Below are 16,343 nucleotides of genomic sequence, written 5' to 3'. Positions count from 1 at the left end.
GACCTTGCCCGCATGGCAAGGTTGATCCTGTAGGCACTTTCTACAGGGAGCGTGACCGATGTCCGAATCCACCACTTTCGATCTGCCGATTGCCGGCATGACCTGCGCCAGTTGCGCCGGGCGTGTCGAGCGTGCCTTGAGCAAAGTCATCGGCGCCACCGCGGTCAGCGTCAACCTGGCCACGGAACAGGCGCGCATCCAGGCCCCCAGCGACAGCCTGCCAGCCTTGATGGACGCCGTGCAGCAGGCCGGCTACAGCGTGCCGCAGCAAAGTCTGGAATTGAGCATCGACGGCATGACTTGCGCGTCCTGCGTTGGTCGGGTCGAACGGGCCTTGAATAAAGTGCCAGAGGTGAAAAGCGTCAGCGTCAACCTCGCCAACGAACGCGCCCACCTCGAATTGCTCGGCCAGGTCGATCCGCAAATCCTGATCGCCGCAGTGACAAAGGCTGGTTACAACGCCAGCGTCTGGGAAGTCGAACACCCTACCGATAATCAACAAACCCGCCTGCAGCGCGAGCGCTGGATCTTGCTCGCGGCCATAGCCCTGGCCTTGCCGCTGGTGCTGCCGATGCTGCTGCAACCGTTCGGCGTGCACTGGATGCTCCCGGCCTGGGCGCAATTCGCCTTGGCCACGCCGGTGCAATTCATCTTCGGTGCGCGTTTCTACGTGGCGGCCTGGAAAGCCGTGCGCGCCGGTGCCGGCAATATGGATTTGCTGGTCGCCCTGGGCACCAGCGCCGGGTATGGCTTGAGCCTTTATGAGTGGGCCACCGCCGCCGGACGCATGCCGCACCTGTATTTCGAAGCGTCGGCGGTGGTGATTGCGCTAGTGCTGCTGGGCAAATACCTGGAAAGCCGCGCCAAACGCCAGACCGCCAGCGCCATTCGCGCCCTCGAAGCGCTGCGACCAGAACGGGCGATTCAGGTAATCGATGGCCGCGAGCAGGACGTCGCTATCAGTGCCTTGCTCCTGAATGACTTGGTCATGGTCAAACCCGGCGAACGTTTCCCGGTGGACGGCGAAGTAGTGGAAGGCCAAAGCCACGCCGACGAAGCGCTGATCAGCGGCGAAAGCCTGCCCGTACCGAAACAACCCGGCGACAAGGTCACCGGCGGCGCGATCAATGGCGAAGGCCGCTTGCTGGTACGCACCTTGGCGCTCGGTGCGGAAACCGTGTTGGCGCGGATCATTCGTCTGGTGGAAGACGCCCAGGCGGCGAAAGCGCCGATCCAGAAACTGGTGGATAAAGTCAGCCAGGTGTTTGTGCCAACGGTGTTGGTCCTGGCCCTGGCGACATTGATCGGCTGGTGGTTGTACGGCGCGCCCATCGAAACCGCGTTGATCAACGCCGTCGCGGTGTTGGTGATCGCCTGCCCTTGCGCGTTGGGCCTGGCCACGCCGACCGCGATCATGGCCGGCACTGGCGTCGCTGCGCGCTACGGGATTCTGATCAAGGACGCCGAAGCATTGGAGCGTGCCCATGAAGTCAGCGCCGTGGTCTTCGACAAGACCGGCACCCTGACGTCTGGTGCACCACGTATCGCGCATCTAAGTGCGTTGGACGGTGACGAAGCCGCCCTGCTGCAAATGGCCGGCGCGCTGCAACGGGGCAGCGAACACCCGTTGGCCAAGGCTGTGCTGGATGCTTGTGCTGAACGTGGATTGATCGTAGCCGATGTCACCGACAGCCAGTCGCTGACCGGGCGCGGCATTGCCGGCACGCTCGACGGTCGTCGGTTGGCGCTGGGCAATCGTCGTCTGCTGGAAGAAAGCGATTTGAGCACCGGTTCACTAGCCGATTCCGCTAAAACTTGGGAAACCGAAGGCCGAACCCTGTCCTGGTTGATCGAACAAAGCCCCGAACCCCGCGTGCTCGGCCTGTTCGCGTTCGGCGACACCCTCAAGCCCGGCGCCCTGCAAGCGGTGCAGCAACTCAACGCGCGCAACATCAGCAGCCACCTGCTGACCGGCGACAACCGTGGCAGCGCCAAAGTCGTCGCCGAAGCGTTGGGGATTAAAGATGTGCACGCCGAAGTCCTCCCGGCAGACAAAGCCGCCACCGTCGCCGAACTGAAGAAAACCGGCGTAGTGGCGATGGTCGGTGACGGCATCAACGACGCTCCGGCGCTGGCCGCTGCGGATATCGGTATCGCCATGGGCGGCGGCACCGATGTGGCGATGCACGCGGCCGGGATCACCCTGATGCGCGGCGATCCGCGACTGGTGCCGGCGGCGCTGGAGATCAGCCGCAAGACCTACGCGAAGATTCGCCAGAACCTGTTCTGGGCCTTCGTCTATAACCTGATCGGCATTCCGCTGGCGGCGTTCGGCTTCCTCAACCCGGTGCTGGCCGGCGCGGCCATGGCACTGTCGAGCGTCAGCGTGGTGAGCAATGCGCTACTGTTGAAAACCTGGAAACCCAAGGATCTGGAGGACAATCGATGAACATCGGCCAAGCGGCCCGCCACAGCGGCCTGAGCGCGAAGATGATCCGTTATTACGAGTCCATCGGCTTGCTCAAGGCTGCCCATCGCACCGACAGCGGCTACCGGGTCTACGGCGACGACGACCTGCACACGCTGGCCTTTATCAAGCGCTCGCGGGATCTCGGCTTTTCACTGGAAGAGGTCGGCAAATTGCTGACCCTCTGGCAAGACCGCCAGCGGGCCAGCGCCGATGTGAAGGCCCTGGCCCGTCAGCACATCGACGAGCTGAACCAGAAGATCCGCGAACTCGGCCAGTTGCGCGACACCCTGCAGGACCTGGTCGAACACTGCCATGGCGACCACCGCCCGGACTGCCCGATTCTCAAGGAGCTGGCGTCGGGCTGCTGCGCCGAACCCGCACGCGTCTGAGGGACAAACCCTTCACCACCAGCAACGTGGTGAGGGGAATACCGTGGAACAACAGCACCACCGCGCCGGGCGTCCACCAGGCGTAGAACGGTGCGGCGATCAGCATGCCGATGCCGAACCCGGTCATTTGCAGCAGGGTCAGGAAGCTGAAAATCGGCAGGCGCAAGTGATCCGGTTCCCGTTGCAGACGTGACATCAGGCCGACTTCGGAAAACCCGTCGCCCAGCCCGGCCGGCAACGAGAACAGCAGCAAACCGTACAGCGTGTGTTGCTGGAACATCAGGATGAAACCGCAGGACATCAGCAGCACACCGTAGAAAAAACGCCGCTCCAGGTTGATGTTGTCCGAGCCTTTGAGGCGACTGGCGATCCGCGCGCCGATGAGTTTGCCGCTGGCCCAGACTGCCAGCATCAAGCCCAATGTAGTGCTGGCGGATTCGGGCGTCAGCAGTCGCGAGATGATCGGGTACCCGACGTTGTGCGCCGCGCTACCCAAGGTGTCCGCCATGGCCACCGCGAGCATCGCCGCCAGCACTGGAGCCGAGCGTAAACCTTGCAGCAGCGCCGACCATTCTCCTCGCTCAGCCGTTGATCCAGCACTCGGGGCGGCTGCGCGGAAATGCAACGGCACCAGCAGCAACGCCGCCAGCAGGTACGTGACCACGTTCAGCGCGAACACTGCTTCAAAGCCAAACGCCGCGACGACCAACCCCGCCACCAGACTGCCGGCGACCATCGCAATCGACGCCGCCGAGGTTATCCAGGCGTTGGTCTTGAGCAGGTGTTCACGGTCGATCAGGTTCGGCAATTGGCTATTGAGGCCGATGGCGAACATTGAATTGCCGAAGCCCAGGCCGAAGGCAATCACCGGCAGCAGCAAGGCTTGCTGGGGCACCGGCAGAATCAGCAACAGGCCGAGCACCCCGGCGCGCAGCAAGTCGAAGGCAATCAACGGTAGGCGCCCGGCCCAGCGGCGATAGAACGTGGTGCCGATCAAACTGGCAAAAATCCCCCCGGACACGCGGCTGGCGAGGAAGATCGCGACGCTCATGGCGCTGTTGCTCAGCACGTAGACGTAAGTGGCCAGGGCGACCATGTTGAGAAACGCGCCGAAGTCCGAGATCAGACGGGCGGTGATAATCAGGTGGGCATTGCGGGTGGAGTTCACATTCAATCCTTGAGTGTGGGGATGTCCTCTGTAGGAGCTGTCGAGTGAAACGAGGCTGCGATCTTTTGATCTTGTTTTAAAAAATCAAAGTCAAAAGATCGCAGCCTCGTTTCACTCGACAGCTCCTACAGGAGATCTGTGTTTCGACAAAAAAACCCGGCCGAAGCCGGGCTTTTTTAACCGATCACTGCATCCACGGTGGAGGCGGTTCTTCGGTTTTACCCGGTGGCGCATCATCTGCCGCGCGCACCGCTTGCTTGCGCTCTTCGTCCAGGCGTGCCGCCTCGATTTCGCGGATGACGCCGCCAACATCGGCCAGCTCTTCCGGCTCATCGAACTCGCCGGTCAGGATGCTGGCCGGGTGCAAGGTGCCGGCTTCGTACAGGGCCCACATTTCCTTGGCGTACTTGGTCTTTTTCAACTCCGGCGCAAACCGCCCGAAGTAGGACGCCATGTTGCCCACGTCCCGCTCCAGCATGTTGAACGCGTGGTTGTTACCCGCCGCGTCCACTGCCTGGGGCAGGTCGATGATGACCGGGCCGGTCGGGGTCAACAGTACGTTGAACTCAGACAGGTCACCGTGCACCAGACCAGTACACAACATCAGCACGATCTGGGAAATCAGGAACGCGTGATATTCACGGGCCTGGTCCGGCTCCAGCACCACGTCGTTCAGACGCGGCGCGGCATCGCCGTATTCATCGGCTACCAGCTCCATCAGCAGTACGCCTTCGAGGAAGTCATACGGCTTGGGCACCCGCACACCGGCGCCGGCCAGACGAAACAGGGCCGCCACTTCGGCGTTCTGCCAGGCATCCTCGGTTTCTTTCTTGCCGAACTTGGAACCCTTGGCCATCGCCCGAGCCTGACGGCTGTTGCGCACCTTACGGCCTTCCTGATACTCGGCCGCCTGCCGGAAACTGCGTTTATTCGCCTCCTTGTAGACCTTCGCGCAACGTAGCTCGTTACCGCAGCGCACCACATAAACAGCTGCTTCTTTACCACTCATGAGTGGGCGCAGCACCTCGTCGACCAGACCGTCCTCGATCAGGGGTTCAATGCGTTTTGGAGTCTTCATCAGCTTTTATTGTGGGTCCTTTATTACCAAACACGCGAAAGTCATTCGTTATACGGCAATCCTCGCAGCTCGGGGAGGGGTTACCGACCTATGAACATTGCCAATGCACACAATGTGCCGAATTTAAGCGGAAAATTTTGCGCCGTTCATCGACCGGTGGAGATCATAGCTGAGCCGTCGACACTTGTTGGCGAAGGGATGACAGGGCATTTACGACAGAAGCTGACATCCGTATTCCTTCCATTTGTAGGTTTTTTCTCAACGGTCCTCAATTTCCCGTTTTTTCAGCCGAAGTCCTGAGAGAGAAAGGATTTGTCCGACAATCGTCCCGACTAAAACGACGATGCCGCCCTCAAGGAAACGAGTCGATCTATACCGTTTTCGGCTGCCAATAATCCGCGAGTCATCTGCACTGCGTGGGCCTACAAGAAAATCTGGAGCGCGGATGAACATCAAACAGAAGTTGACGTGGGCGTTTGCAATCATCGCCTGCTTGCCGGTGGTGCTGGTTGCCACCCTGGTCGTGTTGAACTTGCGCAGCGATGCCAAGGACAATTTCGTCGACGGCAGTGGTCGCGAGATCCGCCAGGTCGCGAATGCCATGCAGTTGTTTTTCGACGGCATCAGCCAGAACGTCGATTACCTGGCCTCCCAGCCGCTGATCAAGAACACCGACGACAGCCTCAAGACCTACATGGCCGCCAACGCCGAGAGCATTCCTCAGGGCGAGATGGACAAAAAGGTCTTCACGCTCCTGCAGGACCTGGGCAACACCCACCCGTCCTACGCCTACGCGATCGTCGGCACCGCGGCCGGCGGTTATGTGTCCTGGCCGGACGACGCGAAACTGAACAACTACGACCCGCGCCAGCGTCCCTGGTACAAAGCCGCGCAGGCCAAACCCGGCAAGCCGTTTCGCACCGAGGCCTATTACTGGGCCCAGGACGACGCGTCCTACGTCAGCACCGTGCGCACCATCGATAACAAGTTGGGCACCAACGGCGGCGTGGTGAGTATTGATGTGACGCTCAAGCAGCTCACCGAAATCGTCAAACAGATCAAGCTCGGTGAAACCGGCTACCTGATGCTGCTGGAAAACAGCGGCACCGTGCTGGTCGATCCGAAACAACCGGAACACAACTTCAAGGCGCTGGGCAGCCTCGGCGAGGGCTACGCGCAACTGGCCAAGGCCGGCAAAGGCCTGGTGGAAGTCGAGCTGAACGGCGAGCGCTACATGGCCAACGTCTGGCCGTCGGAGCAACTGGGCTGGACCTTTATCGGCCTGATCAAGCAAACCGACGTGATGAGCTCGGCGACCCAACTGACCTGGCTGATCGCGGGCATTGCCGCAGTACTGGCGGTGTTCTTCGCCATCCTCGGCGCCAGTTTCGCCCGCGTCATCGTGCGGCCGATCAGCAGCGTGGCCAGCGGCCTGGAAGGCATCGCACAGGGTGAAGGCGACCTGACCAAGAACCTGGAAATCCGTGGCAGTGACGAAACTGCGCAACTCGCCAGTTGGTTCAACCAGTTCCTGGCGGCGATCCGCAACCTGATCCAGAGCATCGGCGGCGCCGCGAACAAAATCCTCGCGACCTCGCAGAGCTCGACCCGTGTTTCCAGCGACATGGCCGAAGCCGCCGGGCGTCAGCGTGAAGCGGTGGACATGGTGTCCACGGCGTTCCACGAAATGGTCGCCACCGCCAACGAAGTCGCACGCTCGTGCAGCCAGGCCGCCGAGTCGGCCGACAGTGGCCAGCGCCAGGCCCGCGAAGGTCAGCAGCAGATCGATGCCGCAGTGACCAGCGTCGATCGCTTGAGCCAGGAAATCGAATCGTCGGCTCAGTCGATGCAACAACTGGAACGCGACAGCAATGACATTCAGTCGATTCTGGGGACCATTCGCTCGATTGCCGAACAGACCAACCTGTTGGCACTGAACGCCGCGATTGAAGCAGCTCGGGCCGGTGAGCAAGGTCGCGGGTTTGCGGTGGTGGCGGATGAAGTCCGCGCCCTGGCCAAACGCACGGCCGATTCCACGGCGGAAATCGACGGCTTGCTCGGCAACCTCGCCAAGCGCACCAGTCAAGTGACCCAGCAGATGCATGCGAGCCTGGAAGTGTCGCAGCAATCCGTGACCCGGATTGGCGAAGCACGCAGCAGCTTCGGGCAGATTCGTGAGTCGGTGGATGTGATTCGCGACATGAACACGCAGATCGCGACGGCGGCGGAAGAACAGCATCAGGTGGCCGAAGACATCAATCGGCACATCAGCCAGATCCATGGCGATGCGCAGTTGGTGGCGGAACTGGCGAACTCGGCGCGACTGGATTCCCAGAGTTTGGCTGGTTTGTCGAATGAACTGGATGGGTTGGTTCGGCGATTTAGAACCTAAGATCAAAAGATCGCAGCCTTCGGCAGCTCCTACAGGGGATCAGCGCACTTCTGTAGGAGCGAGGCTTGCCCGCGAAGACGGCCTCACTGCCGAAACAATTCCCCCGGGGTAAAGCCGAACAACCCCTTGAACGCCGCAATAAACGCCGACGTCGAGTCATACCCGCAAGCCAGCGCGGCATTGGTCACGCTGTCGCCCTCCTCCAGCAAACTCAACGACGACAGCAACCGCGCGCGCTGACGCCAACCGCGAAAGCTCAACCCCGTCTCACGCTGAAACAACCGCATCAGGGTTTTCTCCGAAGTCCCCAACCGCGCCGCCCATTCTTGCAACGTCACGTTCTGCTCAGGGTTTTCAATCAGCTCGTTGCACAATCCAAGCAAGCGTTCATGCCGGGGCAGCGGTAGCGAGAATTCAACTTCGGGCAAACTCGCCAACTGATCCAACAGCACATTCACCAACCGTGCTTCCTGGCTGTCGCCCTGTGGATATTCCACTGGCAGCAGGCAAAAACTCTTGATCAACTCCCGTGCCAGCGGCGTCACCTCCAGCACCCGACAGCGTCCGTCCGCCCATTGGCAATCCTCGCGACGCACATACAGGCTGCGCATCTCGGCGCGCATCGAGGTGACGACTTGGTGTTCGAGATCGGCGGGAATCCAGATGCCCCACTGCGGCGGCGCGAAGAAACTGCCCTCGGCGGTGTGCACGCCGAGAACGCCGCTGATGGCGTAGGAAAATTGCACCCAGTCGTGACGATGCGGCGGCGTCCAAGAGCCGGCGTTGAGGCTTTCGGCGCGGGCGAATAGTGGACGCGGTAAAGCCGTCAGCGCTGGAATCGAGCGTTCGAGTGAGAGTTGTCCGTTGGACGTCATTGACGGGCCTTATGTCGCAGGGCGGCAGATAACACGACGTTAGGCCAACTCGTCCGCCCCTGACAAACACAATTCCCCTTGTGGGAGCGGGCTTGCTCGCGAAGGCGGTGTATCAGGCAATATTTATGTCGACTGACACACCGCATTCGCGAGCAAGCCCGCTCCCACAGGGATTGTGCAGGGATCAGCGTTCGATGATGGCCGTGACGCCCTGGCCACCCGCCGCGCAGATAGAGATCAACCCCCGCCCCTTGCCTGCCGCATCCAGCAACTTCGCCAGGTTGGCGACGATCCGTCCACCGGTCGCAGCAAACGGATGCCCAGCCGCCAACGAGCTGCCCTTGACGTTGAGTCGGCTGCGATCGATGGAACCCAGCGGCGCGTCGAGGCCGAGGCGGGTTTTGCAGTATTCGGGATCTTCCCAGGCTTTCAGCGTGCACAGCACTTGCGCGGCGAAGGCTTCGTGGATTTCGTAGTAGTCGAAGTCTTGCAAGGTCAGGCCGTTGCGGGCGAGCAAGCGCGGCACGGCATACACTGGCGCCATCAGCAGCCCTTCGGCGCCGTTGACGAAATCCACCGCCGCCGCTTCGCCATCGCGCAAATAGGCAAGGATCGGCAAGCCGCGCTCCTTGGCCCACTCTTCACTGCCCAGCAACACCAGCGACGCGCCATCGGTGAGCGGCGTGGAGTTGCCGGCAGTCATGGTGCCCTTGGCGCTTTTCTCGAACGCCGGTTTGAGCGAGGCGAGTTTTTCCAGGGTCAGGTCCGGGCGCAGGTTGTTGTCGCGGGTCAGGCCAAGGAACGGCGTCATCAGGTCGTTATGCCAGCCTTCGGCGTAGGAAGCGGCCAGTTTCTGATGGCTTTCGAGGGCCAGTTGGTCCTGCTCGGCGCGAGGAATGTTCCAGGTTTGGGCCATCAATTCGCAGTGTTGGCCCATGGACAGGCCGGTGCGCGGTTCGCCGTTACGCGGGAACTCAGGGATCAGGTGGCCGGGACGCAGTTGCAGGAAGGTTTTCAGTTTGTCGCCGGTGGTCTTGGCGCGGTTGGCTTGCAGGAGGATTCTGCGCAGGCCTTCGTTGATGCCGATCGGCGCATCGGAAGTGGTGTCTACGCCGCCGGCAATGCCGCACTCGATCTGGCCCAAGGCAATTTTATTCGCCACCAGCAACGCGGCTTCAAGACCGGTGCCGCAGGCTTGCTGGATGTCGTAGGCCGGGGTGGTCGGCGACAGCCGCGAGCCGAGCACGCATTCGCGGGTCAAGTTGAAATCCCGGGAATGCTTGAGCACCGCCCCCGCCGCCACTTCACCCATGCGCAGACCGTGCAGGTTGAAGCGTTCGATCAAGCCTTCAAGCGCTGCGGTGAGCATCGCCTGGTTACTGGCGGTGGCGTACGGCCCGTTGGAGCGGGCGAAAGGGATACGGTTACCACCAATGATCGCGACGCGGCGCAGCTGGGTCATGAAAAGCTCCTTCCGAAATTTAAAAATGTGTACACGGTCCACTGTGGGAGCGAGCCTGCTCGCGAAGAGGCCGGCACATCCAACATTTCTGCTGACTGACACACCGTCTTCGCGAGCAGGCTCGCTCCCACAGGATCGGTGTTTTCCTGAAAGTCCTGCTACACATCAATCACCTGTGTTCAAGCGTAGGCCTAATCTCATGGATCGAACGACTGATCGCCATTCGTGGTCCACACTTTGAACCCCAGCTGCCGGAGAGCGTTCCATGTCAGACCGTTATATCGACTTCGCCAATTCGTCCATCGGCCATCGTCTGGTCGGGGCCTTGGGCCTGCCGTCGCCGGTGCGTCTGGAACGCTGGCAGGCCGGACGCCTGCGACCGGTCGAAGGGGCACTGCTGATTGGCGGCGGACCGCTGGCAGAAAATGTCAGCGTGTTCGCCAATCGCCTGACCGATGCGATCTACAGCTACGGCACCGAACCGTCCCTGGCCACCGCGTGGATTCCCGGGCATGGCCCGAAACTCAAGGCAGTGGTGTTTGACGCCAGTCACCTGGTGCAGACCGATCAGCTCAAACAACTGCGCGAGTTCTTTCAGCCATTGATGAAAAACCTCGATAGCAGTGCGCACGTAGTGATCCTGGGACGGGCACCGGAAAGCCTCAGCGATCCGATCGCCTCCAGTGTCCAGCGTGCCCTCGAAGGTTTCAGCCGTTCGCTGGCCAAAGAACTGCGCAGCGGCGGCACGTTGCAATTGATTTACGTCGGCGACGGCGCCGAGGATCAGTTGGAAGGACCGCTGCGGTTTTTCCTCTCGCCCAAAAGCGCTTTCGTGTCCGGGCAAGTGATTCGCCTGGTCGCTTGCGATACGCCGGTGCAGGACTGGACGCGTCCGTTATCCGGGCGCAAAGCGCTGGTGACTGGCGCGGCACGCGGCATCGGCGCGTCCATCGCCGAAACCCTGGCGCGTGACGGCGCCGAGGTCATCCTGCTCGACGTACCACCGGCCAAGGCAGATCTCGAAGCCCTCGCTGCACGCCTCGGCGGGCAGAGCATCACTCTGGATATCTGCGCCGAAGACGCCGCCGCGCAGTTGATCGAACACCTGCCCGATGGCATCGACATTGTGGTCCACAACGCCGGCATCACCCGGGATAAAACCCTAGCCAACATGACCCCGGAATTCTGGGATGCGGTGCTGGCGGTCAACCTCAATGCACCGCAAGTGCTGACCAAAGCCCTACTCGATGCCGGTAGCCTGCGCGATAACGGCCGGGTGATTCTGCTGGCTTCCATCAGCGGCATCGCCGGCAATCGCGGGCAAACCAACTACGCCGCGAGCAAGGCCGGGTTGATCGGTTTGGCTCAGGCCTGGGCACCACTGCTGCATGAACGCGGCATCAGTATCAACGCGGTGGCGCCGGGGTTTATCGAAACCCAGATGACCGCGCACATTCCGTTCGGCCTGCGCGAAGCCGGGCGCCGCATGAGTTCCCTGGGCCAGGGCGGTTTGCCGCAAGACGTCGCCGAAGCGGTGGCGTGGCTGGCGCAACCGGGCACCGGCGCATTCACCGGGCAAGCGTTGCGGGTCTGTGGGCAAAATGTCTTGGGAGCGTAGCGATGAGCACTGACTGGCACACACTCAACCGAGAACCGAGCCTGCCCGGTTTGTACGCGCGAGCAGCCCTGCGCCGAAAAATCACCGGTACGACCCTGCCGGATACAGGTTTGCATTGCTGGCTCGATGTCGATCCGAAACGCCTGGCGGATTATCGCAAGGTCTGTGGTTTTGCCGATAACGGGTTGCTGCCACCGACGTATCCACATGTCCTGGCGTTTGCCTTGCAGATGCAATTGCTGACGTCCAAAGAGTTTCCGTTCCCGTTGCTGGGGCTGATTCATTTGAGCAATCGCATTCGCGTGCTGCGGCCCATGGGCGGTGTGCATCGCGCGCGGGTCAGCGTGCAGGTGCAAAACCTGCAACCGCATGCCAAGGGTGCGACGTTCGATTTGATCACGACCCTGGATGATCAGTTGGGCACGCTGTGGGAAGCGCAAAGCCAGATGCTGTGTCGCGGGGTCAAACTCGATGGCGAGCCGATTGAAGAGGTTTTGGCACCGACGCTGGCTCTGACGGAAGTGACGCGCTGGAAAGCCCCGGCGGACATTGGCAGGCAGTACGCCAAGGTGTCCGGGGATTACAACCCGATTCACCTGAGCGCGGCGAGTGCCAAGCTGTTCGGTTTTCCTACGGCGATTGCCCACGGATTGTGGAACAAGGCGCGGACGCTGGCGGCGCTGGCGGATCATCTGCCGACGGCGAACATCGAGATTGCGGTGCAGTTTCGCAAGCCAGTGCGTTTGCCCAGTGAGGTGACATTGCTGGCCAGTGCGGCGGCGTCGAGCGGCGACCTGCAGTTGGTCGGTGCCGGGGAGCTGGAGCATATGGTTGGGCATTGGCGGCCTGTTGCCTGAAGATCAAAAGATCGCAGCCTTCGGCAGCTCCTACAGTGATAGCGCGGCGTACGCTGAATCTGTAGGAGCTGCCGAAGGCTGCGATCTTTTCGGGTCTGGAACATGATTAATTGTGTATATAACTTAAGTGTCCTTCGCGCCCGCTCTCGCCTCGCTAAAAACCCGCGCCATTGATTTAAAACGAATTTCCTTCAAGCCAACCACCCGACCTACACCCAAGGCATTAGTCCTTAGGCTGCATCCGCACGCCCCTGCATAAAGGGGTTAATACCAACTTGAGAATGGTACGAAAGCGCCCCCTGGATTGTGATGCGCACAACGGACGAAGGCATTGTCGGCGAAAGATCGGCAGGCCATCGAAGACAACGAACGTTGTAACAGGTGCAGGGAATCACTCTCATGAAAACTCCAGTGTGGTGCAAGTCGGCAACAGCTTTGGCGTTGATCCTTTCTCTCGGCCTCGCGGGCTGCAGCAGCGGCGGTGGCGGCCATCACAGCACTTCCGGCGGTTCTTCCGACGGTGCGGCGGGTGCGGCGGGCGACGGCAGCGGCGGTTCCGCAAGCGGTGGGACTGACGGCTCGGGTGGTGGTACGGCCGGGACCGGAGGCACTGACGGCACCGGCGGCGGTACGGGTGGAACTGCCGGAACAGGTGGCACCGATGGCACGGGGGGAACTGGTGGCACCGCAGGTACAGGCGGCACAGGTGGTACGGGTGACGGAACTGGCGGAACGGCTGGAACAGGTGGTACTGGAGGTACGGATGGCGGAACCGGTGGCACGGCCGGAACGGGCGGTACTGGTGGAGCTGGCGGCGGGACAGGTGGAACAGGCGGCACTGCTGGCACCGGAGGCACAGGCGGCACCGGTGGCACCGGTGGTGGAACTGGCGGTACTGGCGGGACCGGAGGAACTGGAGGAACTGGAGGAACCGGCGGCACACCCGTCACGCCGCTGGTCACCAGCACCGTGGTTTCCAACCTGGGCAAAACCGTCAGTGGCGTGGGCGATGGTGTCAGCAGCATCGGCAATTCTTTATCGACAGTGCCTGTCGTAGGAGGCGTTGTACAAAGCGCCGTTAACACCACCGGCAATGTCGTGGACAGTATCGGCGGCGGGCTGACTGGGGGTCTCGGCAAGATAGGTACCGACCCGCAAGCCCTCACCAAGACCACCGCCATCGCTGGCAACGTCGTGTCTGATGCCGGCATGGGCGTGACCGATATCAGCGGCAAACTGGCGACCGCCACCGGCAGCATTCCACTGGTGGGCGGTGTGGTCAGCAAAGTCACCCCGGTACTCGGTGGTGTCGGCGAAAAAGTCACCATGCTCGGCGATACCTTGAACGTCGCCACCAGCACCGGGCCATTGGGATCACTCAGCAACGGCCTCGGCAACAAAGTCTTGGTGCCAGTGGTCACGCTGACCGAGGGCCTGACCGGCAAAGTCGGCAGCGCAACCGGCCTGGGCGCTCCAGTCAACGGCCTGGTCAGCAACGTCGCCGGTGCCGTCGGCGGTCTGGGCGGCAAAGTGACGGCGGCCGGCGACGGTAATCCGTTGACCAACACCGTGGGCGCAGCACTGACCAACGTGGCAACCACCGCTGGTGCAACCGGCGGCCTGGTGGCGACTCCGGGCGCCGGTGCGGGCGGCCTCGGCACCACCGGATTGCTGCAAACCGTCGGCGGTGCCGTAGCGAATGTCGGCGCTGGTTTGAATGCCGGCAACACCAACCCGGTCGTCAGTGCCGGCGGTGTGAACCTCGGCGCTGTCGGCGGCACGGTGGCTTCGGTAGGCGGTGCATTGGGTGGTTCGAGCGCACCCAACCTGACCCCGACCGCACCTCTTGCGAGTGTCGGCGGCGCCGTCGGTACGGCATTGAATCCAGTCACCAGCGCCGTCACCACCGTCACTCAACAAGTGGGCACCACCACCGGCATCGGTGCACCGGCCAACGGTCTGGTCACTCAGGTTGGCGGCGCGGTCGGCAACGTCGGCAGCAGCATTGCCGCCGCCGCGCCCAACCCGGTGGTGGCAGCGGTCGGTAACACCGTCACGACCGTCGGCGCCACGGTTGGCGCGGTCGGTGGATTGGTCACCAGCGCTACCGGCGGCGGCACTAACGGCACCGGCACAACCGGCGGAATTGGTGGCTTGCTGGGCGGCCTGACCGGCAACAAACGCTGAATTGCACCTGGCCGATTCGACGGCCTTAACTACGGCGCCTACGCTTGGTTGGAGGCGGAAGATTCGAATGGAGTCTTCCGCTTTTTCTTTTGGAGCATGACACCTCGTGGTTCCGGTTCAGTCAGCTGACGAGCCTCGGGATGTTGCGATATGACCATGGAGTGTCCTATGCGCGTTATGGCTTCCCTGCTGTGCCTGACCGTCAGTACTTTCGCTTTCGCCGACACCCTTCCCACCTTCCTCAACAGTAACGAAACCATCCGCAACCTCCCCGCGCCGAACCTGCCCGCCGACGCCTACCGCCCGAAAGCGGCGCCGCTGCAAGTGCCGGAGCCCGGTGCGCCCCAGGCCCAACCGTTGACGATGGGCACCAAGGTCACGATCAAGACCGTGCAGATCGAGGGCGGGACGCTTTACCCGCTCAACGAACTGGCGACGCTTTATCAACCGCTGCTCGGTCATGAAACCAGCGTCGGCGAATTGATCGAAGCCACCCGCGGTATCACCCGCCGTTATCAGCAGGACGGCTACTTGCTGTCCTACGCCTTCCTGCCCCAACAGGATTTCAGCCAAGGCGTGGCGCGGGTGGTGTTGGTGGAAGGCTACATCAAGGATTACCAGGTTCAGGGTGACCTCGGACGGGTCAAAGGCCTGCTGGACAAACTGGTGGCCAAGCTCCAGGCCGAACGACCACTGACCCGCAAGACCTTCGAGCGCTACACCACGTTGATGACTCGCATCCCCGGCGTGACCGTGCAAGCACAAGTGCCGCCGCCGGGCACCACTGACGGCGCGGCGTACCTGGCGGTGCAAGCCAGTCGCAAACCGTTCACCAGCAGCCTGAGCACCACCGAAGACAACCGCAACAGCACCCAGGCCCTGCTCGGTGTAAGCAGCAATTCCCAGACATCTATGGGCGAACAACTGAGCCTCAGTGGGTTGTTTCCGCCGGGACACGATGATGAGCATTACTATCGCCTGGACTACAGCCAATTCCTCAACGCCGAAGGCACGCAACTGAATCTGTCCGCCTCACGCTACCGCGCCGATCCTGGCACCAACGTGTTGCTCGACAACGGCCTGGAGCTCAAGCCGCACCGGGAAAATGATCGCTACTCCATCGGCTTCAGCCATCCGCTGATCGCCTCGCCGACCGAACAACTCAGCGCCGGTGCGCGGCTATATGCGGTCAACGACAAAACCCGCTACGACGTGGTCGACGACCCACGCAGCGTCGAAATCCGCACCGACATCCGCGCCCTCGCCTTCGAAAGCGACTGGCGCCAGGCCGATGCCCGGCAACTGCGGATTCTCAGTGGTGGTGTGTATCAGGGTCTCGACAGCATGGGGGCGAAAACCAATGCCGACGTGGACCTGAATTTCCTGCGCCTGCGGCTATCGGGCGTGCAGAGCGACAAGTTCTTCGACAACTGGCAAGGCGTGCTCTCGGGCGCGCTGTACTGGAGCGACGACACCCTGCCCGACAGCGAACGCGCGGTGTTCGGTGGGCAGAATTTCGGCCGCGGCTACCCCGACGACCAGGCGTCCGGCGACAAGGGTTGGGGCGTGGCGTATGAGGTGAACTACAGCTTCAACCGCGACGGCAACTGGGTGCGGGTGCTGCAACCGTATGTGGTGCTGGACCGCTCCAAGACCTGGTTCAACCAGCTTCCGGTGCAAGGCAACAACTTGTCCTCGGCAGCGCTGGGGTTGAGGTTTGGCGATGCGAAGTACTACAACGTCGCGCTGGAAGCGGCCAAGCCGATGTCAGATGAAGCGCTGGATACGTTCAACCGACGGCCGCGGTATAGCATCAGTTTCAGTTATCAGTTGTAGGGTGGCGGCGG

12 protein-coding genes and 1 pseudogene are annotated in these 16,343 nt (G+C 61.9%); 9 read left to right on the top strand and 4 right to left on the bottom strand.

The window, feature by feature from the left end; genetic code table 11:
* Positions 1 to 58: 58 nt before the first annotated feature.
* Together LOY68_RS03410 and cueR are read left to right on the top strand one after the other, a co-directional pair.
* Complete coding sequence (locus LOY68_RS03410) at positions 59 to 2,449, top strand: heavy metal translocating P-type ATPase (RefSeq protein WP_265042887.1); 2,391 nt, start codon at positions 59 to 61, stop codon at positions 2,447 to 2,449.
* The gene (gene cueR / locus LOY68_RS03405; protein ID WP_133839309.1) at positions 2,446 to 2,859 is read left to right on the top strand and encodes a Cu(I)-responsive transcriptional regulator; all 414 of its coding nucleotides are present in this window, start codon (positions 2,446 to 2,448) and stop codon (positions 2,857 to 2,859) included. Before LOY68_RS03410 ends, cueR begins: the two co-directional genes overlap by 4 nt.
* Here cueR and LOY68_RS03400 read toward each other — a convergent pair.
* Together LOY68_RS03400 and LOY68_RS03395 are read right to left on the bottom strand one after the other, a co-directional pair.
* A complete protein-coding gene (locus LOY68_RS03400) occupies positions 2,813 to 4,027 on the bottom strand; it encodes an MFS transporter (protein WP_265042884.1) in 1,215 nt (404 codons plus the stop codon). The two genes, cueR and LOY68_RS03400, sit on opposite strands and share 47 nt — an antisense overlap.
* A 184-nt stretch (positions 4,028 to 4,211) precedes the next feature.
* Positions 4,212 to 5,105 carry a PA4780 family RIO1-like protein kinase gene (locus LOY68_RS03395; protein ID WP_163908180.1) on the bottom strand — a complete coding sequence of 298 codons (894 nt, stop codon included), beginning with the start codon at positions 5,103 to 5,105 and terminating at the stop codon, positions 4,212 to 4,214.
* A 90-nt stretch (positions 5,106 to 5,195) separates the two neighbouring features.
* On the opposite strand from LOY68_RS03395, the gene LOY68_RS03390 reads away from it, so the two are divergent.
* The 3 genes and pseudogenes from LOY68_RS03390 to LOY68_RS32190 all read left to right on the top strand — a co-directional run bounded on the left by LOY68_RS03390 (position 5,196) and on the right by LOY68_RS32190 (position 7,497).
* Positions 5,196 to 5,405, top strand: a complete 210-nt coding sequence (locus tag LOY68_RS03390) for a hypothetical protein (protein WP_265042882.1) — start codon at positions 5,196 to 5,198, stop codon at positions 5,403 to 5,405.
* 43 nt (positions 5,406 to 5,448) lie between these two features.
* A pseudogene (locus LOY68_RS32195) lies at positions 5,449 to 6,639 on the top strand (cache domain-containing protein); the annotation flags it as partial.
* Positions 6,640 to 6,729: 90 nt separating this feature from the next.
* Complete coding sequence (locus LOY68_RS32190) at positions 6,730 to 7,497, top strand: methyl-accepting chemotaxis protein (RefSeq protein WP_413787186.1); 768 nt, start codon at positions 6,730 to 6,732, stop codon at positions 7,495 to 7,497.
* A gap of 83 nt (positions 7,498 to 7,580) precedes the next feature.
* Here LOY68_RS32190 and LOY68_RS03380 read toward each other — a convergent pair whose 3' ends face one another.
* The gene (locus tag LOY68_RS03380; RefSeq protein WP_054043985.1) at positions 7,581 to 8,372 is read right to left on the bottom strand and encodes an AraC family transcriptional regulator; all 792 of its coding nucleotides are present in this window, start codon (positions 8,370 to 8,372) and stop codon (positions 7,581 to 7,583) included.
* 184 nt (positions 8,373 to 8,556) lie between these two features.
* The gene (locus LOY68_RS03375) at positions 8,557 to 9,834 is read right to left on the bottom strand and encodes an acetyl-CoA C-acetyltransferase (RefSeq protein WP_054616330.1); all 1,278 of its coding nucleotides are present in this window, start codon (positions 9,832 to 9,834) and stop codon (positions 8,557 to 8,559) included.
* Between the two features lie 265 nt (positions 9,835 to 10,099).
* Here LOY68_RS03375 and LOY68_RS03370 point away from each other — a divergent pair, with 265 nt between their 5' ends.
* The 4 genes from LOY68_RS03370 to LOY68_RS03355 all read left to right on the top strand — a co-directional run bounded on the left by LOY68_RS03370 (position 10,100) and on the right by LOY68_RS03355 (position 16,332).
* Positions 10,100 to 11,452 carry a 3-oxoacyl-ACP reductase gene (locus tag LOY68_RS03370; protein WP_265042879.1) on the top strand — a complete coding sequence of 451 codons (1,353 nt, stop codon included), beginning with the start codon at positions 10,100 to 10,102 and terminating at the stop codon, positions 11,450 to 11,452.
* A 2-nt stretch (positions 11,453 to 11,454) separates the two neighbouring features.
* Positions 11,455 to 12,309 carry a MaoC family dehydratase gene (locus tag LOY68_RS03365; protein WP_265042877.1) on the top strand — a complete coding sequence of 285 codons (855 nt, stop codon included), beginning with the start codon at positions 11,455 to 11,457 and terminating at the stop codon, positions 12,307 to 12,309.
* 399 nt (positions 12,310 to 12,708) lie between these two features.
* The gene (locus LOY68_RS03360; RefSeq protein ID WP_265042875.1) at positions 12,709 to 14,496 is read left to right on the top strand and encodes a collagen-like triple helix repeat-containing protein; all 1,788 of its coding nucleotides are present in this window, start codon (positions 12,709 to 12,711) and stop codon (positions 14,494 to 14,496) included.
* 168 nt (positions 14,497 to 14,664) lie between these two features.
* Entirely contained in the window at positions 14,665 to 16,332 is a 1,668-nt protein-coding gene (locus LOY68_RS03355) for a ShlB/FhaC/HecB family hemolysin secretion/activation protein (RefSeq protein WP_265042873.1), read from the top strand.
* Positions 16,333 to 16,343: the final 11 nt, after the last annotated feature.

The organism is Pseudomonas sp. B21-053 (genome assembly GCF_026016365.1).
In the GTDB taxonomy this organism is placed as follows: Bacteria; Pseudomonadota; Gammaproteobacteria; order Pseudomonadales; family Pseudomonadaceae; genus Aquipseudomonas; species Aquipseudomonas nunensis.
Note: the sequence above shows the minus strand (reverse complement) of the source record. Positions and strands in the feature narration are given on the sequence as shown.